The sequence below is a fragment of the Microbacterium sp. EG9 genome, from assembly GCF_059759475.1.
In genome coordinates, this window is sequence record NZ_CM186217.1 from 1,081,732 (window position 1) to 1,105,781 (window position 24,050).

The window sequence follows — 24,050 nt, forward strand, 5'->3', positions numbered from 1 at the left end:
AGATCAGGCCGGGAAAACCCCTCCGATAGTGGCAGACATCCTGGGCGGATGGCCTGAATCGTGTGGGAGGTTGCCCTAGACTGAACGGTGTTCGACCTTCATGACCCCGAAAGGTGCACCGTGCGCGTCAAACGCCGACTCCGGCTCGCCGTCATCCCGATCGGGATCGCCTCGGCGATCGCCCTCGCGGGATGCACTCCCACCGAGCTGAACGGCTTCCTGCCGGGTTTCACCGACGATGGAACGCAGGCCACGAACCACACCGAGATGGTGTCGGGGCTGTGGGTCAACTCGTGGATCGTCCTCCTCGCCGTCGGTGTGATCACCTGGGCCCTCATGGGATGGGCGGCCATCGCGTACCGTCGCCGTCGCGGCCAGCGGGGTCTGCCGGTGCAGCTGCGCTACAACATGCCGGTCGAGATCTTCTACACGGTCGTCCCGCTGATCCTCGTGCTCGGCTTCTTCGCCTTCACCGCCCGTGACCAGGCGATCCTGGAGACCCAGTACGACAACCCCGACGTGTGCGTCACCGCGATCGGCAAGCAGTGGGCGTGGGACTTCCAGTACAACGACGACACGGCCGACTGCGAGGCCGGCGACGACGCCGTCTGGACCATGGGCGTCCAGGCGCAGACCGACGCCAAGGGTGACATCACCAGCGAACTGCCGACCCTCGTCCTCCCGGTCAACGAGACGGTCAAGCTCAAGCTGACCTCGCGCGACGTGATCCACTCGTTCTGGATCATCGACTTCCTGTACAAGAAGGACATGTACATCGGGAAGGACAACTACTGGTCCTTCACGCCGACGCGTGTCGGCGAGTACGACGGCAAGTGCGCCGAGCTCTGCGGCCAGTACCACTCGATGATGCTCTTCAAGGTGAAGGTCGTCGAGCCGGCCGAGTACCAGGAGTACCTGGCGGGTCTGCGCGCTGCCGGCCAGACCGGTGACATCAACAAGGCCTACGACCGGCTCCAGAACTTCCCGGGTACGGGCGCCTCCACCGAAGCCGAGGGAGAACACTGATGGCGACGACGCTTCCTCTCCAGGGTGAGACCTCCTCTCGCCCGACCACTCTGCCCCCGCGTCAGGCCGCGCTGATGAGCTCGACCCGCGTGGAGCAGAAGGGCAACATCATCGTCAAGTGGATCACCTCCACTGACCACAAGACGATCGGGTACATGTACCTCATCGCCTCGGTGATCTTCTTCCTCCTCGGCGGCGTGATGGCCCTCATCATCCGCGCGGAGCTGTTCGAGCCGGGCATGCAGATCCTTCCCACGAAGGAGCAGTACAACCAGCTCTTCACGATGCACGGCACGATCATGCTGCTGATGTTCGCGACGCCCCTGTTCGCGGGCTTCGCCAACGCGATCCTGCCGCTGCAGATCGGTGCCCCCGACGTGGCGTTCCCGCGTCTGAACGCGTTCGCGCTGTGGCTGTTCATCTTCGGCTCGGTCATCGCCGTCGCGGGGTTCCTCACGCCGCAGGGCGCCGCCGCCTTCGGGTGGTTCGCCTACCAGCCGCTCGCCGGCGCGACGTTCTCTCCGGGTGCCGGAGGAAACCTCTGGATGCTGGGGCTCGGCATGTCCGGCTTCGGCACGATCCTCGGCGCCGTGAACTTCATCACGACGATCATCACGATGCGCGCGCCCGGCATGACGATGTGGCGTCTGCCGATCTTCTCGTGGAACACGCTGGTCACCAGCATCCTGATCCTGATGGCCTTCCCGGTGCTCGCCGCGGCGATCCTGGCGGCCGCGGCCGACCGCGTGCTCGGTGCGCACATCTACGACCCGGCCAACGGCGGCGTGCTCCTGTGGCAGCACCTCTTCTGGTTCTTCGGCCACCCCGAGGTGTACATCATCGCCCTGCCGTTCTTCGGCATCGTCTCCGAGATCTTCCCGGTGTTCAGCCGCAAGCCGATCTTCGGATACAAGACCCTGGTCTACGCGACGATCGCGATCGCGGCCCTGTCGGTGTCGGTGTGGGCTCACCACATGTACGTCACGGGTTCCGTGCTCCTGCCCTTCTTCGCGCTGATGACGATGCTGATCGCGGTTCCCACCGGCGTGAAGATCTTCAACTGGATCGGCACGCTCTGGCGCGGCTCGGTCACGTTCGAGACGCCCATGGTGTTCTCGCTCGGCTTCCTCGTCTCGTTCGTCTTCGGTGGCCTCACCGGCGTCATCCTCGCCTCGCCGCCGCTGGACTTCCACCTCTCCGACTCGTACTTCGTCGTCGCCCACTTCCACTACGTCGTCTTCGGCACGGTCGTGTTCGCGATGTTCGCCGGCTTCTACTTCTGGTGGCCGAAGTGGACGGGACGCATGCTCAACGAGCGGCTCGGCATGGTGCACTTCTGGATGCTGTTCATCGGCTTCCACATGACCTTCCTCATCCAGCACTGGCTGGGCGTCGACGGCATGGTCCGCCGCTACGCCGACTACTCGGCCGCCGACGGCTGGACGTGGCAGAACCAGGTGTCCACCATCGGCGCCATGATCCTCGGTGCGTCGATGATCCCGTTCTTCCTCAACGTGTGGCTGACCTCCCGCAAGGCGCCGCGCGTGACCGTGAACGACCCGTGGGGCTACGGCGGCTCGCTCGAGTGGGCCACCAGCTGCCCGCCGCCGCGTCACAACTTCACGTCGATCCCGCGGATCCGCAGCGAGCGTCCCGCGTTCGACCTCAACCACCCCGAGGCCGCGTTGCCCGTGGGCGTGGGACCGGCGAAGGACGCGCCCGATGCGCCCGTCGTCGACGTGGCCGAGGGGAAGGTCAAGTAAGTGAAGACCAACGTCAACCTCTGGTGGATCCTCTCCGGGTTCTTCCTGCTCTGCTTCGCCCTCTACACGGGGTGGAACATCATCGAGCACTCCGATCGTCCGTGGTTCCACGCGATCGAGTGGGTCGGCAGCGTCGCGCTGCTGTTCACGGTCTTCATGGCGGCGATGATCGGCTTCTACGTCGATCGGGTGCACCGCGCCCAGGGCGGCGAGCTCCCCGAGGACTCGCTGACGGCCGACATCGACGACGGCGACCCCGAGATGGGTGAGTTCAGCCCGTGGTCGTGGTGGCCGCTCGTGCTCGCCTTCTCGGCAGCCCTCGGCATCCTCGGCCTCGCGGTGGGCACGTTCCTCCTTCCCATCGGTCTCGGTGTCTTCGTCATCGCGATCGTGGGCTGGGTGTTCGAGTACTACCGCGGGTACTTCGCGCGCTGAGCGGCGACGCCACGTCGGCCGTGACGGCTCTCTCCCTGCGGGCCGGCGTCTCCAGCGACGTCGGCGGATACCGCGACGCCAATCAGGACGCCGCCTTCGTCGCCTCCTGGGGCGTGGGCGTCGCGGACGGCGTGGGCGGGGGCCCGGCGGGCGATCTCGCCTCCGCCGCGTTCTTGCACCGGCTCGTGGCGGGCGGGGCGATCCTCGAGGATGCCGACGAGCTCACGGCTCGCGTGCGGATCGCGAACTGGGACCTCGGTGCACATGTGCGGCGCGATCCCTCGCTGGCCGGGATGGCGACCACCTTCACGGGTCTGTGGTTCGGCCGCGGCGGGGCGCTGCTGCTCGCGCACACGGGCGACTCCCGCGGCTACCTGCTCCGCGAGGGGCACCTCATCCGTCAGACACGCGACGACTCCTTCGTCCAGGTGCTGGTGGACCAGGGGATCGTGCGCGAAGAGGATGCGATGACGCACCCGCGCCGCAACATCATCACGGCATCCCTGCGCGGTGAGCCCTCCGATCTCGTCCGCGTCAGTGAGCGCATCGCCGTGCGAGGAGATCGCTGGCTGCTGTGCAGCGACGGCGTCAGCGACTATCTCCCGGACGATGCGATCGCCGACATCCTCCGCACCGTGACGCGTCCTCAGACGGCCGCCGAGACGGTGGTCGCGGCATCCCTTCAGGCCGGCTCCCGCGACAACGTCACGGCCGTCGTCGCCGACGTCGCGAACGGCGCACCCCGCGGCGAGCGTCCGAGCTTCGCGGGCGCCGCCGCCGATCGGTTCGCGGAGGGCATCGACACCCTCGCCGGGTGAGCGCCGTCGTCCCGGGTCAGTCGGAGGCGGGGCGCACCACCATGACCTGGGCGTCGAACACGCGGGGGAGCGGGCCCTGAGCGCCCTGGGCGGGCAGTCCTTCGCGCACCCAGTACTCGTAGCCGCCGATCATCTCGCGCACCTGGTATCCGAGGCGCGCGAACGCGACCGCGCCTTTGGCGCCGGCGTTGCACCCCGGGCTCCAGCAATAGACCACGACGGGGGTGTCGAGCGGGATCTCGCGGGGTGCACGCGCCTCGATGTCCCGGTAGGGCATGTGCAGCGCGCCGACCGCGTGACCCTGCTCCCAGGCTTCTGCTCCGCGCACGTCGACGAGCACGAACTGCTCGCCGGCCTTCTGCGCGGCGTAGACGTCGGAGGGGTCGGTCTCGTGGGCGAGCTTCGCCGAGAAGTAGGCGAGGGTGTCATCGGTCATGGCGTCGACGCTACGGCAACGACGAAGCGGCGAGGAGGACCGGAACGGTCACTCCTCGCCGCTTGACTGCCAGCGTGCGGCGGACGTCAGTCCTTCGCGTCCTTCGCCTCGTCATCGGGGACGATCACGTTCGACGGGCGCACGGCCGTCTCGCTGTTGTGGCCGTCGTCGATCGGGTGGTGCGGCGCGTCGGGCACTCCGGCACGCTCGTGCATGCCCTGGATCTCCGCGTCCTCTTCGGTGGCGATGTGGTCCAGCGTGTGGTGCTGGTGCGCGCGCGCCGCCTCGAGCTCACTCTGGGTGACGGGGGAGAGGCGGTCCTCGAAGAACCACCGCGACAGCGAGGCGCGGAAGTTCTCGTGCCACGGGATGCGTCCCTGGTCATTGGGACGCACGACGAGCGGCTCGTTCGTCTCGAAGTCGACGAGCTTGACGACCTCGTACTGGTCGACGGGCTGGTGCACCTCGATGTACTCGCCGCCCGGAAGGCGCACGATGCGTCCGGACTCGTACCCGTGGAGCGCGATCTCGCGGTCCTTCTTCTGCAGCGCGATGCAGATGCGCTTGGTGATGAAGTATGCGAGGACGGGCCCGACGAACAGCAGCGCCTGGAGGGTGTGGATGACGCCCTCCATCGTGAGCCAGAAGTGGGTCGCGATGATGTCCGAGGATGCCGCGGCCCACAGCACCGCGTAGAAGGTCACGCCGGCGGCGCCGATCGCCGTGCGGGTGGCCGCGTTGCGCGGACGCTGTGCGATGTGGTGCTCGCGCTTGTCGCCCGTGATCCACGCCTCGATGAAGGGGTAGATCGCGACGAGCACGATGAACAGGCCGAGGGTGACCAGCGGGATCAGGATGTTGAACGACCAGGTGCGGTCCCAGAACACGGCCTCGAGGTGCGGGGGCACCAGACGCAGCGCGCCGTCGGCGAAGCCGATGTACCAGTCGGGCTGGGTGCCGGCGGAGACCGGTGACGGGTCGTACGGGCCGTAGTTCCAGATCGGGTTGATCGTGAACAGCGACGCGATCAGGACGATCACACCGAACGTGATGAAGAAGAAGCCGCCCATCTTGGACATGTACACCGGCATCATCGGGTAGCCGACGACGTTGCTGTTCGTGCGGCCGGGGCCGGCGAACTGGGTGTGCTTGTTCACGATCATCAGCATGAGGTGCACCGCCAGCAGGGCGACCAGGATGGCCGGCAGGAGCAGGATGTGCAGCGTGTACAGGCGGCCGACGATCTGCGTGCCGGGGAACTCGCCGCCGAAGAGCAGGAACGAGGTCCATGTGCCGATGACGGGGATGCCCTTGACCATGCCGTCGATGATGCGCAGGCCGTTGCCCGAGAGCAGGTCGTCCGGCAGCGAGTACCCGGTGAAGCCCTCGGCCATCGCGAGGATGAAGAGGACGAAACCGATGAGCCAGTTCAGCTCGCGCGGCTTGCGGAAGGCGCCGGTGAAGAACACGCGCAGCATGTGCACGCCGATGCCCGCCACGAACACCAGGGCCGCCCAGTGGTGGATCTGGCGCACCAGCAGGCCACCGCGGATGTCGAACGACAGGCGCAGCGTCGAATCCAGCGCCGCCGACATCTCGACGCCGCGCAGCGGCAGGAAGGCGCCGTTGTAGTGGGTCTCGACCATCGAGGCCTGGAAGAAGAACGTCAGGAACGTGCCGGACAGCAGCACGACGACGAAGCTCCACAGCGCGATCTCGCCGAGCATGAACGACCAGTGGTCGGGGAAGATCTTGCGGCCGAGCTCCTTGACGAGACCCGAGATGCTCGTGCGCTCGTCGATGTAGTTCGCCGCACCGGCCACGAAACGGCCGCCCAGCGGCTTCTCGTCGCGGGTCGCCTGGGGCTGGCTGGTGTCAGGGCCTGTCTCGGTGACAGTCGCGGTGCTCAATGGCGCTCCCAGAAGCTCGGGCCGACGGGTTCGGTGAAGTCGCTCTGCGCGACGAGGTAGCCCTCCGCATCCACGGCGATGGGCAGCTGCGGCAGCGGGCGGGCCGCCGGGCCGAAGATGACCGCCGCACCGTGCGTCACATCGAACTGCGACTGGTGGCACGGGCAGAGGAGGTGGTGGGTCTGCTGCTCGTAGAGGGCCACGGGGCAGCCGACGTGCGTGCAGACCTTGGAGTACGCGACGATGCCGTTGTACGACCAGTCCTTGCGGTCCTCGGCCTCGACGAGCTGCTCGGGCAGCAGACGCATGAGCAGGACGATCGCCTTGGCCTTCTGCTCGAGGTAGCCGTCGTGGTGGCTCAGGTCTGCGAGCGACTGCGGGATCACGTGCACGGCGGATCCCAGCGTCAGGTCGGCGGCGCGGATCGGCTCACCCGTCGGGTCGTGGGCGAGGCGCTCGCCCTTCTTCCACATGGTGTGGCTCAGCAGGGCCACCGGGTCACCGGCATCCGGGTGCGCCGTGCTGGACTCGGGAGCGAGGCCGCGGAAGAGCGTGATGCCGGGGAGCACGGAGGCCACGAGGGCGGCGATCAGCGAACCGCGGATGGCGGTGCGACGCCCGAAGCCCGACTCCTCGTTCGCCTCGCGGAACGCCTGGACGGCGCCTTCGCGGGTGACGTCGCGGCCGCGCGTCGCGTGGCGAGGCTCGATGTACTCCTTGTCGCTCATCACGGCCTTGGACCAGTGGATCGCGCCGATGCCGATGGCCAGCAGCGCGAGCGCGATGCCCAGACCGATGAAGAGGTTGTTGTGGCGGATGTCGATGATCCGGCCGCTCTCGATCGGGAACAGCATGTAGGCGGCGACCGCCCAGATGCTCCCCGCGAGCGAGAGGTAGAACAGGGTGTAGACCGTGCGGACGGCGCGCTGCATCGCGGCCGGATCCTTGTCGGTGATGCGCTCCCGGTGAGGCGGGAGGCCCGGGTTCTGCACGGGGTCGGGGACGGCGACGGCGAGCCCGGGGGAGGGCTTCCATGAAGCCCTCTCGTGCTCGAGTGCGTCTTCCTCGTGTGCCATGTCTCGTCCGTTCCCTACGTCAGTGCCGTTGTCCACGTATGCCCGATCAGTTCGACTTCGCCGTGATCCACACGGTGATGCCGATGAGGGCGCCGATGCCGAAGATCCAGATGAACAGACCCTCCGAGACCGGGCCGAGCGAGCCGAGGTTGAAGCCGCCGGCCGACTCGTTCTCCTGCAGGTACATCAGCGAGGAGATGATGTCGCGCTTCTCGTCGTCGGTGATGGTCATGTTGTTGAAGACCGGCATGTTCTGCGGGCCGGTGACCATCGCGGCGTAGATGTGCAGCGGGCTGGTCTTGGTGAGGGCCGGGGCGTACTTGCCCTCGGTGAGCGCACCGCCGGCCGCGGCGACGTTGTGGCACATCGCGCAGTTGATGCGGAACAGCTCGGCGCCGTTGGCGACGTCGCCCTGGCCGTCGAGGATCCGCTCGTCGGGATAGGTCGGGCCGGGAGCGACCGACTGGACCCACGCGGCGATCGCGCGGATCTGGTCCTCGGTGAACTGGGCCGGCTTCTGCGGCGCCTGGGGGCCCTGCATCTGCAGGGGCATGCGACCGGTCGACATCTGGAACTCGACGGCGAGCTCACCGACGCCGTAGAGCGACGGGCCGTCGGCCGTCCCCTCCATGTTCAGGCCGTGGCACGTGGCGCAGTTGGCCTGGAACAGCTTCTTGCCGTCGTCGACCGTCAGCGTCGTGGATGCCGACGCCGGCTCGGTCGAGGCCATCGCCGCGGAGGCGCCGGCATAGACGCCGCCGGTGACGAGCAGGCCGATGCCGATGAGCGCGGCGGCAGCCCACTTGCTGCGACGACCGGTCTTCGGGCGGGTGGTCTTGGATGCCATGGAGGAACTCAGCTCCGCTCTCACTTGACGACGTAGATGACGAAGAACAGGACGATCCACACCACGTCGACGAAGTGCCAGTAGTAGGAGACGACGATCGCGGACGTCATCTCCTTGCGTCCGAAGTTCTTGACGGCGTAGGCGCGCCCGATGACGAGGAGGAAGGCCAGCAGACCGCCCGTCACGTGCAGCGCGTGGAAACCGGTGGTGATGTAGAAGGCCGACGCGTACGAGTTGGCGCTGATCGGCAGACCCTCGGCGACGAGCGTCGCGTACTCCCAGACCTGGCCGGAGACGAACACGGCTCCCATGAGGAAGGTGAGGAAGAACCACTCGACCATGCCCCACTGACGGAACTGCCAGAACGAGCCTCGGCGGTAGGGCTGGAAGCGCTCGGCGGCGAACACGCCGGCCTGGGCGGTGAACGACGACAGCACCAGGATCCCCGTGTTCACGGCCGCGAACGGCACGTTGAGGTCTCCGGTGCTCTCGGCCCACAGGTCGGGGGAGGCGTTGCGCAGCGTGAAGTAGATCGCGAACAGACCCGCGAAGAACATGACCTCGCTGCCGAGCCACACGATGGTGCCGACGGCGACCGGATCCGGCCGCTTGACGGAACGCAAGGCTTGGGAATAGGTCGCTGGAGTGGTCGTCACGCTCCCCATTATGGCTGATTCCGGGCCGGGTTTTCGCATCACTGAAGGTGCGTTCGACTTTCGGAGGGATCGGAGGGCGCTTCGCGCGCGCCGGGAGTTCCCTGACAGAGTGCCGATAGGATCGGGGCTCATGGTGGAGCTCTATTCCTGGCCCGAGATCCTCACGGCCGTTCTCGACCGGCGCGACCTCAGTGTGTCGGAATCGACGTGGGCCATGCGGCAGGTGATGCAGGGCTCCGCGACCCCCTCCCAGCTGGGCGGATTCCTCCTTGCTCTGCGGGCGAAGGGCGAGACGGTCGACGAGATCGTCGGGTTCCGCGACGCCATCCTCGAGGCGGCGCTGCCGCTTCCGGTGCCGGCGGACGTCCTCGACATCGTGGGAACGGGCGGCGACCGATTCGGCACGGTGAACGTGTCGACGATGTCGGCCATCGTCGCCGCAGCCACCGGCATCCCCGTCGTCAAGCACGGCAATCGCGCCGCCAGCTCGGCATCCGGATCCTCCGATGTGCTGGCCGCGCTCGGGATCGACCTGACGCTGCCGCCGGAGCGGGTGGCGGACGTGCTGGCCGAGGCCGGCATCACGTTCGCGTTCGCGTCGGCCTTCCACCCGGGGTTCCGCCACGCGGGCCCGACGCGCGCCGAGCTCGGCGTCCCCACGGTGTTCAACTTCCTCGGGCCCCTCTGCAACCCCGCCCGCGCCGAGGCGAACGCCGTCGGCGTGGCGGCGCTGGACCGCGTGCCGCTCATCACCGGCGTGTTCCAGACGCGCGGCGCGACGGCTCTCGTCTTCCGTGGCGACGACGGGCTGGACGAGCTGACGACGACCGGGCACAGCCGGGTGTGGGAGATCAGCCGCGGTGACATCCACGAACACGATCTCGACCCGCGCGACCTCGGCATCCCGCTCGCCGACATCTCCGACCTCCTGGGCGGCGACGCGCACCACAACGCCGAGGTCGTCCGCCGTGTGCTCGACGGGCAGAAGGGTCCCGTGCGCGACATCGTCCTGCTGAACGCGGCCGCGGGCATCGTCTCGTACGAGCTGTTCCGCGATGCCACGCAGGTGCAGTACCCGATCGTCGAGCGTCTCGCCGCGGCGTGCGCGCGGGCCGCCGCCGCGATCGACGAGGGTGCCGCGGCCGGGGTCCTGGCACGGTGGGTCGAGGCGACCACGCGCACTGTGGACTGACCACAGGGTTTTCTCTGGCTCGTCCTCTGGTTGCCGCGCCGATGTGAGCGATACCGTGAGGCAACGGCCCGGCACCAAAGAGAGGACCCCCAACCATGTCAGAGAACACCGCCACCGCCGACACCCTCGAACCTCCGCAGAAGAAGGTCGGATTCGTCAAGATCGCCGGAATCCTCGGCATCCTCGGCGGAATCGCGCTGATCGTCGTCGGTCTCGTCGTGTGGGTCACGGTCTCGAGCCAGCTGCGCGCCGAGAACATCACCGTCCCCGATGACGCGATCGCCTTCCAGGGCCAGACCGTCCAGGGCCCGTTCACCGCGTACGTGCAGGCCGACATCATCCAGCACCACGCGCTGACGGCCTCCGGCGGCAAGACCTACGCCGAGCTCGACAAGGACGACCCGGTGCGCGCCACGATGATGAACGCGTCGTTCCTGCGGGCGTCGCTGTTCACGTCCGTCGTGTCCTTCGGCGTCGCCGCGTTCGCGATGGGAGTCGGCATCCTGTCGATCCTCTTCGGCGCCGCGCTCACGAGGCTGGCCTCCGTGCCCGTCGTCGTCCGCCGCTCGGCGGTCACGAGAGCCTGATCGATCGATGTCTCCCTCGGAACGGGCCCGCGCAGCGCGCGGGCCCGTTCCGCTGTCATGATGTCTTGCACATGGAGCCCATCGATGCCCTGAGGGAGATCGCGAGCCTGCTCGAGCGCGAGCGGGCCTCGCGCTACCGCTCCGCTGCCTTCCGTGCGGCGGCGGCGGCGATCTCCGATCTCAGCGCGGACGAGCTGGCCGACACCGCCGCCCTGCGCCGCCGGAAGGGGATCGGCGACTCGTCGTTCCGCGTCATCCAGCAGGCGCTGGCCGGGCAGGTGCCCGACTATCTCGCCGAACTGCGGGAGCGATTCGCCCCGGCGCGGTCAGCGCTGCGCGCGACACTCCGCGGCGACCTGCACTGCCACTCCCACTGGTCGGACGGCACGACGCCGATCGGCGACATGGTCGACGCGGCGCGGGCCCTCGGTCACGAATACCTCGCGCTGACGGACCACTCGCCACGGCTGCGGGTCGCGAACGGACTGACCGCCGAGCGCCTTCGTACGCAGCTGGCGCAGCTGCCGGCGTACAGCGACGACGACTTCACACTGCTCAGCGGCATCGAGGTCGACATCCTCGACGACGGGCGGCTCGACCAGGAGCGCATCCTGTTGCGCAGGCTCGACGTCGTCGTCGCATCGGTGCACTCCGCCCTGCGGATGGAGGCCCCGGCGATGACCCGACGGATGGTGAACGCCGTCTCCAGCGGTGACGTCCACGTGCTCGGTCACGTCACCGGGCGTCTGGTGCGCGGTGACCGCGGCACCCGTCCGCCGTCGGCGTTCGACGCGCGCGCGGTGTTCGCCGCGTGCGCCGCGCACGACGTGGCGGTGGAGATCAACTCCCGGCCCGAGCGCGAGGATCCGCCGGACGGCCTCATCGCGCTCGCGCTGAGCGAGGGGTGCCTGTTCTCCATCGACTCCGACGCGCACGCTCCCGGCCAGCTCGGGCTGCTGGACGAGGGCGCGGCGCGCGCCGAGCGTGCCGGCGTGCCGCCCGAGCGGATCGTCACGACCTGGCCCCTCCCGCGCCTGCGCGATTGGCTCGACCGCTGAGGGCGGCGCCGCCGGCGGTGCCCGCCGGAGGCGGCCGTGCCCGCCGGAGGTGGACGTACCCCGTCTGCGGGCGGACGTGGCCCGTCTGGGGGCTGCTGTGCCCCCGAGGCGGCCGTGACGACCGTCGGATTCGCCGACTGTGCCTGCCGCCGTGGGGGCCTCGGGGGTCGGACCGTCGCGGAAAGTCCGACGAACGTCACCGGAGTGCGGGGGTGCGGTCGCGTCGGCGTGCGGTGGCGGCGGCTGCCATGCCCTGCGGAGGCGGCCGTGACGACCGTCGGATTTCCCGGTCGTCACCGCGGGCCGTGGGTGCCCAGGGGTGGGACCGTCGCGGAAAGTCCGACGAACGTCACCGGCGTGCGGTGGTGCGGTGGTGCGGCGGTGCGGTGGCGCGGTCGCGTCCTCGTATCGTGGCGGCTGCTGCCACGCAGGGCCGAGGTCAGGCGCGCGCGGCGACCGCGCTCACCGCGCGCGCGAGGGGCGTGCCCAGGTTCCACGCGGCATCCACACGCGCCACCTCCGCCGCATCGGGGGTGCGGAGCCGCGCGTCGACGTCGGGCAGGTCGAGCGTGCGGACCACCTCCACGACGCGCGGGGCGACGGCGACGTAGTCGGCCGCGGCGAGCAGCTTGGCGCGGACGCCGGCGGTGACGCCCTCGCCGGATGCGGCCGCCGCCAGGATGCCGGCGAGGTCGCCGTGGGTGGCGAGGAGGGTGGCGGCGGTCTTCTCCCCGATGCCGGCGACCCCGGGCAACCCGTCCGAGGCGTCGCCGCGCAGCACCGCGAAGTCGGCGTACTGCTCGGCGAGCACCCCGTACTTCGCTGCCACGGCGGCGCCGTCGAGCACTTCGAGCTTGCTCATGCCGCGTCCGGTGTAGATGACCCGGACGTCCTTGTCGTCGTCGACGAGCTGGAAGAGGTCGCGGTCTCCGGTCACGACGTCGACGGGCCTCGTCGACTGGGTCGCGTAGCTCGCGATGACGTCGTCCGCTTCGTGATGGGCGTGACCGACGATCGGGATGCCCAGAGCGTCGAGCTCGTCGCGGATCGCCGGGAGCTGGATCGTGAGGGGGTCGGGCACCTCCTCGACGTCCGTGCCGCTCTCGACGACCTCGGCGACGCGGTGCGTCTTGTAGGTCGGGATGAGGTCGACCCGCCACTGGGGGCGCCAGTCGTCGTCCCAGCAGGCGATGAGATGCGTGGGCTCGTAGGTCGTCACGAGCTTCGCGATCATGTCGAGGAGTCCGCGCGCGGCGTTGACGGGACGGCCGTCCGGCGCCTTCACCGTGTCGGGCACGCCGTAGAACGCGCGGAAGTAGAGGGACGCGGTGTCGAGGAGCATCAGGCGATCGGCCACGCGCTCATCCTGTCACGCGGTCGCGTCGGCGTCGCGGTCAGCAGCCCGGGCCGGTGGGGTTCTCCCCGCAGGTCCGCTCGACCAGCGCGGTCCGCACCTCCACGATCTGCAGTGTCGTGGCGCCGGCCGGGATCTCGAGAAGGCCCGGGACATCCGTCCAGCCCCCGCCGAAGTCCACCTGGGCCGCGTACCGCACGGTCGCGGTGGCCGTATAGGTGCCGCGGGTCGAGTAGGCGTGGCTCGTGTCGGTGGCGCTGAACTGCGCGCGGCCCAGCTGCGCCCACGTGCGGCCGCCCGTGACGGTCTCGCGCACGGTGCCGTCGCCGTGGACGAAGACGTATGACGTCGGTGTGAAACGCACGGTGACGGGCAGGTCGAACAGCACCCCGGCCTGTTCGTGGGCGCCGGCGGAGACCACGAAGTTGACGGGCATGCCGACGATCCCGACGCCGTCGGGCTCGTCGATGAGGGGCGTGGATGCCGGGGCGAACGACGCCACATCGGCGAGAGTGGGCCGCAGTACCGCCACGGAGTAGTTGCCGCGGCACAGGTTGTCGGTGCACGCCGGCGGGGGAGAAGCCGTGCCGCCGGAGCTCCCGCCGTCACCGCGCGAACCGTCGGGCGAGCCGTGAGAGCCCTCCGACCCGCCCGGACGAGTAGCGCCGACCTCGACGGAAGACCCGCTGTTCGAGATGGATGGGCATGAGGTCCAAGCAGACTGTGCGCCGCATTCTGTGGACTGGCTAGTCATCGACATCGCCAGGCTCATGAGGACGATCAGCATTGTTCGTCGCTTGCTCGGCTCACCATGATGGCTACACCTGTTGGTGACTTCAGCCGGGGCAGAAACTCCACAAGAAGTGCCTGTCGTTCAGGGCGATCGAGTGGCACCACGGACTCCCCGGTCGAGTTGATCACGCGTACGTTGCTGACATCCAGGCACACAGTCCCGGCGACAGACCTCGTCGCAGCGTCGAACGCATTGCCCTTCCACCTGAACACCTCTGAAGTGCCGGAAACAGTCCACGAGTCCGCGTGCATTTGGCTGAAGCTCTTCTTCGAATCATCAAGAGCCTCACCGTCGAGCCACTCATACACCGGCTCAAACGTGCGCGGGTCGGCCAGGTCGACGCGATTGAGGGCGTCGACGTAGGCGCGATAGGTCGCCTCGGCGGCGGCGAAGGCCTCCTCGTCCGACGCGAAGCCCGTCGCGGAGGCGCTCGGCACGGGCGCGGGCTGAGGCGTGCAGCCGCTCATCGCCAGGCCCCAGACGACGGCGAGGGCGATCGCCGCCCCCGCCTGCCGCCGCGTCACCATGCCACCACGCTAGTCACGGCACCGGCCGTCCATCCCGGTTATCCACAGCCGCGCCGTAGAGTCGAGGCATGTCGTTCGGCGCCGTCTCTCCGTCGCGCGGGCGCCGCCCGGCTCCGGGATCGCGGTGCGTGTGCGGCAGCGGCGACGCCTTCGCCGCGTGCTGCGGGCCCGTTCTCGATGGCGAGGCGGCGCCGACCGCCGAGGCGCTGATGCGTTCGCGCTACAGCGCGTTCGCGCTCGGCGACGCCGCGCACCTGCTGGCCTCCTGGCATCCGGCGACGAGGCCCGATCGGCTCGAGCTCGACGCGCAGACCGACTGGCGCGGGCTGGAGATCCTCTCCACGGAGCAGGGGCGTGCGGGCGACACCCGGGGTGTCGTCTCGTTCCGCGCCCGGTGGGCCGATCGGAGCAGCGGGGATCGCGGCGTCCTCGCCGAGACGAGCCGGTTCCGCCTCGTCGACGGACGCTGGACGTACCTCGACGGGGTGGTCGACCGGCGTAGCGTGTGAGCATGACCCCCGCCCGTCCGCCCGGCGCCCGCCCCGCATCGACGGATGCCGGCGCGCCGGAGGGACAGAGCGCGTCGCTGCTCACGGTGCTGATCGCCCTCGGCGCCAACCTCCTCATCGCGATCGCCAAGACCATCGCGGCGATGCTGACCGGCGCGGCGAGCATGCTCGCCGAGGCGGCGCACTCGTGGGCCGACACCGGCAACGAGATCTTCCTGTACGTCGCGGCGCGGCGGTCGGTGCGCCCGCGCGACGCGCGGCATCCCACGGGTTACGGACGCGAGGCGTACGTCTGGTCGCTGTTCGCCGCGTTCGGACTGTTCGCGGTCGGTGCGGGCGTGTCGATCATGCACGGCGTGCAGGAGCTGTTCTCCCCGGAGCCGGCCGGTCTGTTCGGTGTGTCGTACGCCGTGCTGGCCGTCGCCTTCGTCCTCGAGGGGATCTCGTTCCTGCAGGCGCTGCGTCAGTCGCGGCGGCATGCGAAGGAGAGCTCGCAGGACGTCCTCGACTACGTGATGGGAACGTCCGATCCCACGCTGCGGGCGGTGTTCTTCGAGGATGCCGCGGCGCTGATCGGTCTGGTGATCGCCTTCGGCGGCATCCTGCTGCATCAGCTCACGGGGTCGGCGGTCCCCGACGCGATCGGCTCGATCCTCGTCGGCGTCCTGCTGGCGGTCGTCGCGGTCGTGCTGATCCGCCAGAACCGTCGGTTCCTGGTCGGTGTCGCGGTCGATCCACGGGTGCGGGCGGCCGCTCTCCAGCGCCTGCTCGCCCAGCCGGAGATCGCCCAGATCACCTACCTCCACATCGAGTACGTCGGCCCCGGGCGCGTCTTCGTCGTCGCCGCGGTCGATCTGGTCGGCGACATCCCCGAGCACGTCGTTGCGGAGCAGCTCAACGCCATCGAAGACCGGCTCGCCGCCAGCCCGCGCGTCGCGTGGGCCGTGCTGACACTGTCGCGTCCCGGGGCGCCCGCCCTCGATCCCGACCACCCCGCCGACCCGCTGCGCGGCTGAGGCCCGCGACCCGGCGGGAACCCGGTGACTCTGATACCCTGGAGTGTCATTCGTGTGGCCCTGCCGCATGTTCCTGACACGCAATCCCTGACCGACCGCTCCGGCGGCGGCATCCGTTCGTCTTCGTACGGATGCCGCGATGCGATCTTCCGCATCGGAGCCCGACATCCAACCCAACAAGGACAACCCACTACATGACTACCGCAACGACCGCCCCGGCCACCAAGCAGGTCGCCATCAACGACATCGGATCTGCTGAGGACTTCCTGGCCGCGGTCGAGAAGACCCTGAAGTTCTTCAACGACGGCGACCTCATCGAAGGCACCGTGGTGAAGATCGACCGCGACGAGGTCCTCCTCGACGTCGGGTACAAGACCGAGGGCGTCATCCCCTCGCGCGAGCTCTCGATCAAGCACGACGTCGACCCCAACGAGGTCGTCAAGGTCGGCGACGAGGTCGAAGCCCTCGTTCTCCAGAAGGAGGACAAGGAAGGCCGCCTCATCCTGTCCAAGAAGCGCGCGCAGTACGAGCGTGCGTGGGGCGACGTCGAGAAGATCAAGGAGAACGACGGTGTCGTCACCGGCTCCGTGATCGAGGTCGTCAAGGGTGGTCTGATCGTCGACATCGGCCTGCGCGGCTTCCTGCCCGCGTCGCTCATCGAGCTGCGCCGCGTCCGCGACCTCACGCCGTACCTCGGCCAGGAGATCGAGGCCAAGATCCTCGAGCTCGACAAGAACCGCAACAACGTCGTGCTCTCGCGCCGTGCCCTGCTCGAGCAGACGCAGTCCGAGTCGCGCACCACGTTCCTCAACAACCTGCACAAGGGTCAGGTCCGCAAGGGTGTCGTCTCGTCGATCGTCAACTTCGGTGCGTTCGTCGACCTCGGCGGCGTCGACGGTCTCGTCCACGTCTCCGAGCTGTCCTGGAAGCACATCGAGCACGCCTCCGAGGTCGTCGAGGTGGGCCAGGAGGTCACCGTCGAGATCCTCGAGGTCGACCTCGACCGCGAGCGCGTCTCGCTGTCGCTGAAGGCGACGCAGGAGGACCCGTGGCAGGTCTTCGCCCGTACCCACGCGATCGGTCAGGTCGCTCCGGGCAAGGTCACCAAGCTGGTCCCGTTCGGTGCGTTCGTCCGCGTCGCCGACGGCATCGAGGGCCTCGTGCACATCTCCGAGCTGTCGGGCAAGCACGTCGAGCTCGCCGAGCAGGTCGTCTCCGTCGGTGAAGAGGTCTTCGTCAAGATCATCGACATCGACCTGGAGCGTCGCCGCATCTCGCTGTCGCTCAAGCAGGCCAACGAGTCGGTCGACCCCAACGGCACCGAGTTCGACCCGGCGCTGTACGGCATGGCCACCGAGTACGACGAGAACGGCGAGTACAAGTACCCCGAGGGCTTCGACCCCGAGTCGGGTGCCTGGCTCGAGGGCTTCGACGCCCAGCGCGAGAAGTGGGAGCAGGAGTACGCCGCTGCCCAGGCTCGCTGGGAGGCGCACAAGCTCGCCGTCGCCAAGACGCTCGAGGCCGAGGCCGCCGCTCCCATCGAGTCCGGCTCGTCGTCGTTCTCGTCCGACTCCTCGAACGGCGGCGGCACGCTCGCCGACGACGAGGCTCTCGCGGCTCTCCGCGAGAAGCTGTCGGGTCGCTGAACCGCACCGCATCCGCACAGGGCCGTCGCACCGGAATCGTCCGGGCGGCGGCCCTGCGCCGTCCCCTCCCACCTGACCGCCTCGCTCGGCGGTAACGTCGTCCCATGGCGAACCCCCCTCGCTCCGCCGACGGCCGTATCGGCGGCGAACTGCGCGACCGCGTCGCAGCGAACAACCAGCTGGTGCTCTGCGCCGTCGTCGGTGTGCTGTTCGTCGTCGGCATCGCGACCGGATCCCTGGCCGACGGCGGTCTGTTCGGCGTCGCCGTGCTGCTCGTGGTGCTCGGAGGCGTCGCCGCGCTCGCGGTGCCCTGGTCCCGCCTCCCGCCCGCCGCGGTCGCCGTCATCCCCGTCGTCGACATCATCGCGATCACGCTGCTGCGCATCTCCGACCCCGCGGCGGCGTTCGGGCTGCTCTGGGTCTTCCCGGCGATGTGGCTGTCGACCCTCGGCAGGCTCGGCTTCGCGGTCGCGGCCCTCGGCATCCCCGCCGTGTACTGGGTGGTGCTCGCGACCGGCTCCTCGTCCAGCGGCACGTACGCGGTCGTGCTCCTGCCGATCGTCGTCATCGCCGTCAGCGCGGCCAGCTACGCGTCCGCGCGCCGATACAGCGCGCAGCGGAGCCTGCTCGACCGCCAGGCCGTCCGCGTGTCCGCGGCCCACCGGGAGGCGCTTCGCCAGGAGCAGCTCGTCAGCGAAGTGCTCGACACCGTCGACTTCGGCGTGATCCGCCTCGCGGAGAGCGGGGAGGTGGTGCTGGAGAACGATGCGCTCATCCGCTTCGGTCACATCCCCGGCTTCCTGCCCGCCGGCGCCGACGCCGCCGAGGTCCTGGACGAGAAGCTCGCGCCGCTCGTGGCGGAGCAGCATCCGCTGGTGCGACTGCAGCGCCGGGAGTCGTTCGACGACATCGTGCTCTGGTTCGCCCTCGCCGACGGCAGCCGCCGCGCGATCGCGTTCTCCGGGCGCCATCTGACCGACCACAACGGTGCGTCGGCGGGGGCCGTGCTGATCGCCCGCGACGTCACCGCCGAGCGCGACGCCCAGCGGGTGCGCGACGATCTCGTGGCGTCGATCTCACACGAGCTGCGCACTCCGCTGACCTCGATCCTCGGCTACCTGGAGCTCGCGCTCGACGGCGGGGGACTGTCGGAGGAGGCGCGGCGGCAGGTGGAGACCGCGTACCGCAACAGCGAGCGCCTGCTCGGCATCGTCACCGACATCCTCTCGGCCTCGTCGCGCTCGGGCTCGTCGATCGACACGCGGCTGCGTCCGCGCGCCCTCGACATGGCGGACGTCGTCCGCGCGGCGGCGGCCGGGCTGGAGCCCGTCGCGGCCGACCGGTTCGTCACGATCCGCGTCGATCAGGCCGGCTGGGCGGAGGCCTACGCGGATGCGGCCCGCATCCGCCAGGTGGTCGACAACCTCCTCGCCAACGCGATCAAGTTCAATCGCGACGGCGGCACGGTGACCGCGTCGACGTCCACCGACGGCGTGCACACCGTGATCCGTGTCGCGGACACCGGCATCGGCATGACTCCCGAGGCGACCTCCCGCGTCTTCGAGCGGTTCTTCCGCGCGACCCCGAGCGTGCCCGGCAACGGCCTCGGCCTCTCGATCACGCGCAATCTCGTCACGGCCCACGGCGGCACCATCACGGTCGAGTCGACGGCCGGCGAGGGCACCGTGTTCACCGTGGTGCTGCCGGCCACCCGGGACGTCTACGAGCGCGAGGTCGCGGCTCTCGGACTGGCCGGTCAGGACGATTCCGCCGTGGGGGAGCCGCGATGAGCCTCGACCTGTTCAGCGTGACCGTGATGACCGCGATCGTCGCGTCGGTCGCGGGCCTGACCTTCATCCTCGACACCCTCCTGCGCCGTGACACGGGTCCCGGGCGCCTGTGGGCGGTCGCCTTCTTCTGCGGGCTCGCGACGACGGTCGCCTACATGGCGTGGTCGGCGGGGGTGGGCGCCGCGGTGTCGGTCGCCGTCGGCAACACGCTGTTCGTCTGCGTCCCGGGGTTCATGCTGCTCGGCAGCCGGCGGTTCAACGACCGTCCGCTGACCGCGGTGTCGGTGGCGGTCGGGGTGCTGGCGGCGGTGACGTTCGTCGCCGTGCTGATCGAGTACCCCAGCCGTGGCAGCTGGGGCGGCTGGTGGGCGATGGCCGCCGCGCTCGTCGTGCTGTTCGGATGCGGTGCGGCGGAGTCCCTGCGAACGCCCATGCGGGGTCTGCGCAGCGCGTGGGCACTCTCGGTCGTCCTGGGCCTCGCGGGCGTGTTCTACGCCGTGCGGCTGGTGGTCTTCCTCGCGGCGGGGCCGTACAGCGAGATCTTCTCGCGCTGGCTCGGCTCCATCAGCGCGAACATCGTGACGGTCATCCTCACGATGGTGGCGGCGATCGTGACGTCGGTGCTGCGGTCGCATCGCACCACGCTGCAGCGCTACGAGTGGCTGACGTCGAACGGTGTCGCCGCCGACGGCGTGATGCTGCCACGCACCTTCGCGGGGGCTCTCGCCGACATCGTCGAGCGGGCGTCGTGGCGCCGCGAGGGCATCGCGGTGATCGTGATGCGCGCCGACGGGGTCGACGAGATCGGCGACGCGTTCGGCGGCGACGTCGTCGACACGATCTCCGCCGCCTGCCGCCACGCGGCGCGCTCCTACGCGCCGGCCGCGGCCCTGGTCGGCGAGGACGGCGACGGGCAGCTCGTCATCTGCGCACTGGCCGAGTCGACCGCCGACGCGCGCCGCATCGGCGGCGCGCTTTTCCGCGGGCTGATCGACGAGCTCACGGCGCTCGACCACGGGCGCCTCGCGTCGGTCGGCGTCGGTGTCGCGCTGACCCAGGTGCTGGGGCACGATCCCGAGGTGCTCATGACCGCCGCGCGCGAGGCCGCCCTGCGCGCGGCGCAGATCGCCGAGGCGTCGGTGATCGTCGCGGGCGCCGCATCGCCGTCCCCGTCGGCCGGCATGGCATCCTCGTAGTCATGCCTCTCATCGCGCTCACCGGCGGCATCGCGTCGGGCAAATCGACGATCGCCCGTCGGCTCGCCGGCCGCGGCGCCGTCGTCGTGGACGCCGACGCCATCGTGCGCGAGGTGCAGCAGCCCGGATCGGCGGTCCTCGCCGACATCGCGGAGGCGTTCGGTGCGGGCGTGATCGCGGGTGACGGCACGCTGGACCGGCCCGCGCTCGGCGCGATCGTGTTCTCCGACCCCGCGGCGCGCGAGCGGCTGAACGCGATCGTCCACCCGGCCGTCAAGGCCGAGTCCGGCCGTCGCTTCGCCGCGGCCCTCGCCGCCGACCCGGCCGCCGTGGTCGTGTACGACGTGCCGCTTCTCGTCGAGGCCCGCGCGGACGATCCCTGGGACCTCGTCGTGGTGGCGCACGCCCCGGCATCCCTGCGGGCGGAGCGCCTGGTGACCCTGCGCGAGCTCCGTCCCGACGAGGCGCGGGCGCGCATCGCGGCGCAGGTCGACGACGAGACGCGTCTCGCGGTCGCGGACGTCGTCATCGACACGTCGGGGACACTCGAACAGACGCACGCGCAGACCGACGCGCTGTGGGATCGGCTGACCGACGGGGTCCGCACGGAGCGCTGACCCCGCGGCCTCACCCGGATGACGCGGGCGCCGCGGCGGCGTGCGGAGTGCGGTGTCGTCGTCGCCGGCGGAGCACGACGATCGCGGTCGCGACGATGCCCACGATCAGCGCCCCGGCGAGCAGCGGCGCGAAGATCGCCGCGAGGATGAGCCCCACCGCGGACACGTCCTCTCCGGCCGAGAGCGCCGGCGCGGCGAGGCCGAAGGTCGCGGCGTTCGCGATCGGCCGTATCGAGGCTTTGAGCGCATGGATCGCGAGGGCGATCACGACACCCACCACGACGGGCACCCAGGCCGTTCCGGCGAACAGCGCGGGGTCGTCCACGCGGACGGTCTCGGCGCTCGCGCCGGCTCCGAAGACGATCCCGCCGGATGCCGGGCGCACCACGGTCTGCAGCACGTCGTTGACGGAGTCGACCGCCGGCACCTTGTCGGCGACGATCTCGACGACCAGCAGGATGCCGGTGATCCAGAGCGCGACATCGCTCGACAGCCACGCCCACGCGGGCGGCAGCTGGAGGATCGACGGGAGGAACCGGTCGATCAGGCCCAGGGCGAACAGCGGCATCCACGCGTTCAGGCCCGCCGCCGCGGCGAGGCCCGATCCGACGAGGAACTCCAGCATGGATCCAGGGTACGCGGCGCCGCCGACGCCGACGCCGACGGCGAACGGCGGGCCCGATGTCGGAGGCCGACCGTACGCTGGAGGAATGCAGACCACGCGATCCGTCCGGCCGTTCGAGGTCGTCAGCGAGTACGCGCCCAGCGGCGATCAGCCTCAGGCCATCGCCGACCTGGCCGCGCGCATCAACGCGGGAGAGACCGACGTCGTGCTGCTCGGCGCGACGGGAACCGGCAAGTCGGCGACGACCGCCTGGCTCGTCGAACAGGTGCAGCGGCCGACGCTCGTGCTCGCCCACAACAAGACGCTCGCCGCGCAGCTGGCCAACGAGTTCCGTGAGCTCATGCCGCACAACGCGGTGGAGTACTTCGTCAGCTACTACGACTACTACCAGCCCGAGGCCTACGTCCCGCAGACGGACACGTTCATCGAGAAGGACTCGTCGGTCAACGCCGAGGTGGAGCGGCTGCGCCACTCGACGACGAACGCGCTGCTGAGCCGACGCGACGTCATCGTCGTCAGCACGGTCTCGTGCATCTACGGCCTCGGGGCGCCCGAGGAGTATCTGCGCGCCATGGTGGCCCTGCAGGTGGGGGAGCGGTACGACCGCGACGCCCTCATCCGCAAGTTCATCGCGATGCAGTACAACCGCAACGACGTCGACTTCTCCCGCGGCAACTTCCGCGTGCGCGGCGACACGATCGAGATCATCCCCGTATACGAGGAGTACGCCGTGCGCATCGAGCTCTTCGGGGACGAGATCGAGGCGCTGTACATGCTGCACCCGCTGACGGGCGATGTCGTGCAGAAGCTCGACAGCGTGCCGATCTTCCCCGCGTCGCACTACGTCGCCGGCACCGAGACCGTCCACCGGGCGATCGGCACCATCGAATCGGAGCTGGCCGAGCGGCTGGCCGAGCTGGAGGGGCAGGGGAAGCTGCTGGAGGCGCAGCGGCTGCGGATGCGGACCACCTTCGACCTCGAGATGCTGCAGCAGCTCGGCTTCTGCTCGGGCATCGAGAACTACTCGCGCCACATGGACGGTCGCGAGCCGGGCGAGCCGCCCCACACCCTCCTCGACTTCTTCCCCGACGACTTCCTGCTCGTCATCGACGAGTCGCACGTGACGGTGCCGCAGATCGGTGCGATGTACGAGGGGGATGCCTCGCGCAAGCGCACGCTCGTCGATCACGGCTTCCGTCTGCCGAGCGCCCTGGACAACCGGCCGTTGCGCTTCGACGAGTTCAAGAACCGTGTCGGACAGACGGTCTACCTCTCGGCGACTCCCGGGCGATACGAGATGGGCATCGCGGACGGCGTGGTCGAGCAGATCATCCGCCCCACCGGTCTGGTCGATCCGCAGATCATCGTGAAGCCCTCCAAGGGACAGATCGACGACCTCCTGGAGGAGATCCGCCGGCGCGTCGAACGCGACGAGCGCGTCCTGGTCACGACGTTGACCAAGAAGATGGCGGAGGAGCTGACCGACTTCCTGGGTGAGCACGGGGTCCGCGTGCGGTACCTGCACTCCGACGTCGACACGTTGCGACGCGTCGAGCTGCTCACGGAGCTGCGGCAGGGCGTGTACGACGTGCTGGTCGGCATCAACCTGCTGCGCGAGGGCCTGGATCTGCCCGAGGTCTCGCTCGTCGCGATCCTCGACGCCGACAAGGAGGGCTTCCTTCGCAGCGGCACGTCGCTCATCCAGACGATCGGACGTGCGGCCCGCAACGTGTCGGGCGAGGTGCACATGTACGCGGACAACATGACCGACTCGATGCGGTTGGCGATCGACGAGACCGAGCGCCGACGCGAGAAGCAGATCGCCTACAACACGGCCCACGGCATCGACCCGCAGCCGCTGCGCAAGAAGATCGCCGACATCACGGATGTGCTGGCCCGCGAGGCCTCCGACACGAGGGAGATGCTCGCTCGCAAGGGCGGTGGCGGTCGCGCCGGCTCTCCGACGCCGCGTCTGCGGCGCGAGGGCATCGCGGCGGAGGGGGCGATGCAGTTGGAGGCCACCATCGAGGATCTGTCCAACCAGATGCTGGCGGCCGCGGGCGAGCTGAAGTTCGAGCTCGCCGCCCGGTTGCGCGACGAGGTGCAGGACCTCAAGAAGGAGCTGCGCGCGATGGAGCGCGCCGGACACGCCTGAGCGGCACACCCAGGAACG

Annotated in this window: 23 protein-coding genes; 14 read left to right on the plus strand and 9 right to left on the minus strand. The window is 69.5% G+C overall.

The window, feature by feature from the left end:
- The first annotated feature begins 120 nt into the window (after positions 1-120).
- Genes ctaC through AC6CQV_RS05020 form a run of 4 tightly spaced genes read left to right on the plus strand, consistent with a single transcriptional unit; the run spans position 121 to position 4,042 of the window.
- Entirely contained in the window at positions 121-1,026 is a 906-nt protein-coding gene (gene ctaC / locus AC6CQV_RS05005; protein ID WP_498260449.1) for an aa3-type cytochrome oxidase subunit II, read from the plus strand.
- Positions 1,026-2,789, plus strand: coding sequence for an aa3-type cytochrome oxidase subunit I (gene ctaD, locus AC6CQV_RS05010; RefSeq protein ID WP_060958731.1), 1,764 nt, complete (start codon positions 1,026-1,028; stop codon positions 2,787-2,789). Before ctaC ends, ctaD begins: the two co-directional genes overlap by 1 nt.
- Entirely contained in the window at positions 2,790-3,224 is a 435-nt protein-coding gene (locus AC6CQV_RS05015; RefSeq protein WP_060958730.1) for a cytochrome c oxidase subunit 4, read from the plus strand.
- Positions 3,225-3,244: 20 nt separating this feature from the next.
- On the plus strand, positions 3,245-4,042 hold the full coding sequence (locus AC6CQV_RS05020; protein ID WP_061781716.1) for a PP2C family protein-serine/threonine phosphatase: 798 nt from the start codon (positions 3,245-3,247) through the stop codon (positions 4,040-4,042).
- Between the two features lie 16 nt (positions 4,043-4,058).
- Here AC6CQV_RS05020 and AC6CQV_RS05025 read toward each other — a convergent pair whose 3' ends face one another.
- From AC6CQV_RS05025 to ctaE, 5 genes are all read right to left on the minus strand, one after another.
- The gene (locus AC6CQV_RS05025; RefSeq protein ID WP_191008688.1) at positions 4,059-4,478 is read right to left on the minus strand and encodes a rhodanese-like domain-containing protein; all 420 of its coding nucleotides are present in this window, start codon (positions 4,476-4,478) and stop codon (positions 4,059-4,061) included.
- 86 nt (positions 4,479-4,564) lie between these two features.
- Positions 4,565-6,388: a cytochrome bc1 complex cytochrome b subunit gene (gene qcrB / locus AC6CQV_RS05030; protein ID WP_101306471.1), complete on the minus strand. Its 1,824-nt coding sequence runs from the start codon at positions 6,386-6,388 to the stop codon at positions 4,565-4,567.
- A complete protein-coding gene (gene qcrA, locus AC6CQV_RS05035) occupies positions 6,385-7,464 on the minus strand; it encodes a cytochrome bc1 complex Rieske iron-sulfur subunit (protein ID WP_060958726.1) in 1,080 nt (359 codons plus the stop codon). The genes qcrB and qcrA overlap by 4 nt, the downstream gene beginning before the upstream one ends.
- Positions 7,465-7,510: 46 nt before the next feature.
- Positions 7,511-8,311: a cytochrome bc1 complex diheme cytochrome c subunit gene (qcrC, locus tag AC6CQV_RS05040; RefSeq protein ID WP_060958725.1), complete on the minus strand. Its 801-nt coding sequence runs from the start codon at positions 8,309-8,311 to the stop codon at positions 7,511-7,513.
- A gap of 20 nt (positions 8,312-8,331) precedes the next feature.
- Positions 8,332-8,976 (minus strand): aa3-type cytochrome oxidase subunit III, encoded by a 645-nt coding sequence (gene ctaE / locus AC6CQV_RS05045; protein WP_060958724.1) that lies wholly within the window; start codon positions 8,974-8,976, stop codon positions 8,332-8,334.
- A gap of 121 nt (positions 8,977-9,097) precedes the next feature.
- Between ctaE and trpD the strand changes: the two genes are divergently transcribed.
- From trpD to AC6CQV_RS05060, 3 genes are all read left to right on the plus strand, one after another.
- Positions 9,098-10,159, plus strand: coding sequence for an anthranilate phosphoribosyltransferase (gene trpD / locus AC6CQV_RS05050; protein ID WP_060958723.1), 1,062 nt, complete (start codon positions 9,098-9,100; stop codon positions 10,157-10,159).
- A 95-nt stretch (positions 10,160-10,254) separates the two neighbouring features.
- Positions 10,255-10,746, plus strand: a complete 492-nt coding sequence (locus AC6CQV_RS05055; protein ID WP_060958722.1) for a hypothetical protein — start codon at positions 10,255-10,257, stop codon at positions 10,744-10,746.
- 71 nt (positions 10,747-10,817) lie between these two features.
- Complete coding sequence (locus AC6CQV_RS05060; RefSeq protein WP_498260450.1) at positions 10,818-11,804, plus strand: PHP domain-containing protein; 987 nt, start codon at positions 10,818-10,820, stop codon at positions 11,802-11,804.
- A 439-nt stretch (positions 11,805-12,243) separates the two neighbouring features.
- On the opposite strand, the gene AC6CQV_RS05065 is transcribed toward AC6CQV_RS05060, so the two are convergent.
- The 3 genes from AC6CQV_RS05065 to AC6CQV_RS05075 form a co-directional block, all read right to left on the minus strand.
- Positions 12,244-13,161 (minus strand): 5'-3' exonuclease, encoded by a 918-nt coding sequence (locus AC6CQV_RS05065; RefSeq protein ID WP_498260451.1) that lies wholly within the window; start codon positions 13,159-13,161, stop codon positions 12,244-12,246.
- 37 nt (positions 13,162-13,198) lie between these two features.
- A complete protein-coding gene (locus AC6CQV_RS05070; RefSeq protein WP_498260452.1) occupies positions 13,199-13,660 on the minus strand; it encodes a hypothetical protein in 462 nt (153 codons plus the stop codon).
- A 278-nt stretch (positions 13,661-13,938) separates the two neighbouring features.
- Positions 13,939-14,478 carry a hypothetical protein gene (locus AC6CQV_RS05075; protein WP_498260453.1) on the minus strand — a complete coding sequence of 180 codons (540 nt, stop codon included), beginning with the start codon at positions 14,476-14,478 and terminating at the stop codon, positions 13,939-13,941.
- A 68-nt stretch (positions 14,479-14,546) separates the two neighbouring features.
- On the opposite strand from AC6CQV_RS05075, the gene AC6CQV_RS05080 reads away from it, so the two are divergent.
- From AC6CQV_RS05080 to coaE, 6 genes are all read left to right on the plus strand, one after another.
- Positions 14,547-14,987 (plus strand): YchJ family protein, encoded by a 441-nt coding sequence (locus AC6CQV_RS05080; protein ID WP_101306465.1) that lies wholly within the window; start codon positions 14,547-14,549, stop codon positions 14,985-14,987.
- A gap of 2 nt (positions 14,988-14,989) precedes the next feature.
- On the plus strand, positions 14,990-16,003 hold the full coding sequence (locus tag AC6CQV_RS05085) for a cation diffusion facilitator family transporter (protein WP_060958719.1): 1,014 nt from the start codon (positions 14,990-14,992) through the stop codon (positions 16,001-16,003).
- A 194-nt stretch (positions 16,004-16,197) separates the two neighbouring features.
- Complete coding sequence (gene rpsA, locus AC6CQV_RS05090) at positions 16,198-17,649, plus strand: 30S ribosomal protein S1 (RefSeq protein WP_060958718.1); 1,452 nt, start codon at positions 16,198-16,200, stop codon at positions 17,647-17,649.
- Between the two features lie 104 nt (positions 17,650-17,753).
- Complete coding sequence (locus AC6CQV_RS05095) at positions 17,754-19,439, plus strand: sensor histidine kinase (protein ID WP_498260454.1); 1,686 nt, start codon at positions 17,754-17,756, stop codon at positions 19,437-19,439.
- Entirely contained in the window at positions 19,436-20,635 is a 1,200-nt protein-coding gene (locus AC6CQV_RS05100; RefSeq protein ID WP_061781718.1) for a hypothetical protein, read from the plus strand. The genes AC6CQV_RS05095 and AC6CQV_RS05100 overlap by 4 nt, the downstream gene beginning before the upstream one ends.
- Positions 20,636-20,637: 2 nt before the next feature.
- Positions 20,638-21,252 (plus strand): dephospho-CoA kinase, encoded by a 615-nt coding sequence (gene coaE, locus AC6CQV_RS05105; RefSeq protein ID WP_205283060.1) that lies wholly within the window; start codon positions 20,638-20,640, stop codon positions 21,250-21,252.
- Between the two features lie 10 nt (positions 21,253-21,262).
- On the opposite strand, the gene AC6CQV_RS05110 is transcribed toward coaE, so the two are convergent.
- Complete coding sequence (locus AC6CQV_RS05110) at positions 21,263-21,877, minus strand: DUF4126 domain-containing protein (RefSeq protein WP_492490672.1); 615 nt, start codon at positions 21,875-21,877, stop codon at positions 21,263-21,265.
- An 85-nt stretch (positions 21,878-21,962) separates the two neighbouring features.
- Here AC6CQV_RS05110 and uvrB point away from each other — a divergent pair, with 85 nt between their 5' ends.
- Positions 21,963-24,032, plus strand: a complete 2,070-nt coding sequence (gene uvrB, locus AC6CQV_RS05115) for an excinuclease ABC subunit UvrB (RefSeq protein WP_060958714.1) — start codon at positions 21,963-21,965, stop codon at positions 24,030-24,032.
- Positions 24,033-24,050 lie beyond the last annotated feature (18 nt).

Coding starts and splice junctions, on each gene's coding strand:
- ctaD (WP_060958731.1), top strand. CDS start 1,026: ATGGCGACGACGCTTCCTCTCCAGGGTGAGACCTCCTCTCGCCCGACC.
- AC6CQV_RS05025 (WP_191008688.1), bottom strand. CDS start 4,478: ATGACCGATGACACCCTCGCCTACTTCTCGGCGAAGCTCGCCCACGAG.
- qcrA (WP_060958726.1), bottom strand. CDS start 7,464: ATGGCACACGAGGAAGACGCACTCGAGCACGAGAGGGCTTCATGGAAG.
- qcrC (WP_060958725.1), bottom strand. CDS start 8,311: ATGGCATCCAAGACCACCCGCCCGAAGACCGGTCGTCGCAGCAAGTGG.
- ctaE (WP_060958724.1), bottom strand. CDS start 8,976: ATGGGGAGCGTGACGACCACTCCAGCGACCTATTCCCAAGCCTTGCGT.
- trpD (WP_060958723.1), top strand. CDS start 9,098: ATGGTGGAGCTCTATTCCTGGCCCGAGATCCTCACGGCCGTTCTCGAC.
- AC6CQV_RS05055 (WP_060958722.1), top strand. CDS start 10,255: ATGTCAGAGAACACCGCCACCGCCGACACCCTCGAACCTCCGCAGAAG.
- AC6CQV_RS05060 (WP_498260450.1), top strand. CDS start 10,818: ATGGAGCCCATCGATGCCCTGAGGGAGATCGCGAGCCTGCTCGAGCGC.
- AC6CQV_RS05075 (WP_498260453.1), bottom strand. CDS start 14,478: ATGGTGACGCGGCGGCAGGCGGGGGCGGCGATCGCCCTCGCCGTCGTC.
- AC6CQV_RS05080 (WP_101306465.1), top strand. CDS start 14,547: ATGTCGTTCGGCGCCGTCTCTCCGTCGCGCGGGCGCCGCCCGGCTCCG.
- AC6CQV_RS05085 (WP_060958719.1), top strand. CDS start 14,990: ATGACCCCCGCCCGTCCGCCCGGCGCCCGCCCCGCATCGACGGATGCC.
- rpsA (WP_060958718.1), top strand. CDS start 16,198: ATGACTACCGCAACGACCGCCCCGGCCACCAAGCAGGTCGCCATCAAC.
- AC6CQV_RS05095 (WP_498260454.1), top strand. CDS start 17,754: ATGGCGAACCCCCCTCGCTCCGCCGACGGCCGTATCGGCGGCGAACTG.
- AC6CQV_RS05100 (WP_061781718.1), top strand. CDS start 19,436: ATGAGCCTCGACCTGTTCAGCGTGACCGTGATGACCGCGATCGTCGCG.
- coaE (WP_205283060.1), top strand. CDS start 20,638: ATGCCTCTCATCGCGCTCACCGGCGGCATCGCGTCGGGCAAATCGACG.
- AC6CQV_RS05110 (WP_492490672.1), bottom strand. CDS start 21,877: ATGCTGGAGTTCCTCGTCGGATCGGGCCTCGCCGCGGCGGCGGGCCTG.
- uvrB (WP_060958714.1), top strand. CDS start 21,963: ATGCAGACCACGCGATCCGTCCGGCCGTTCGAGGTCGTCAGCGAGTAC.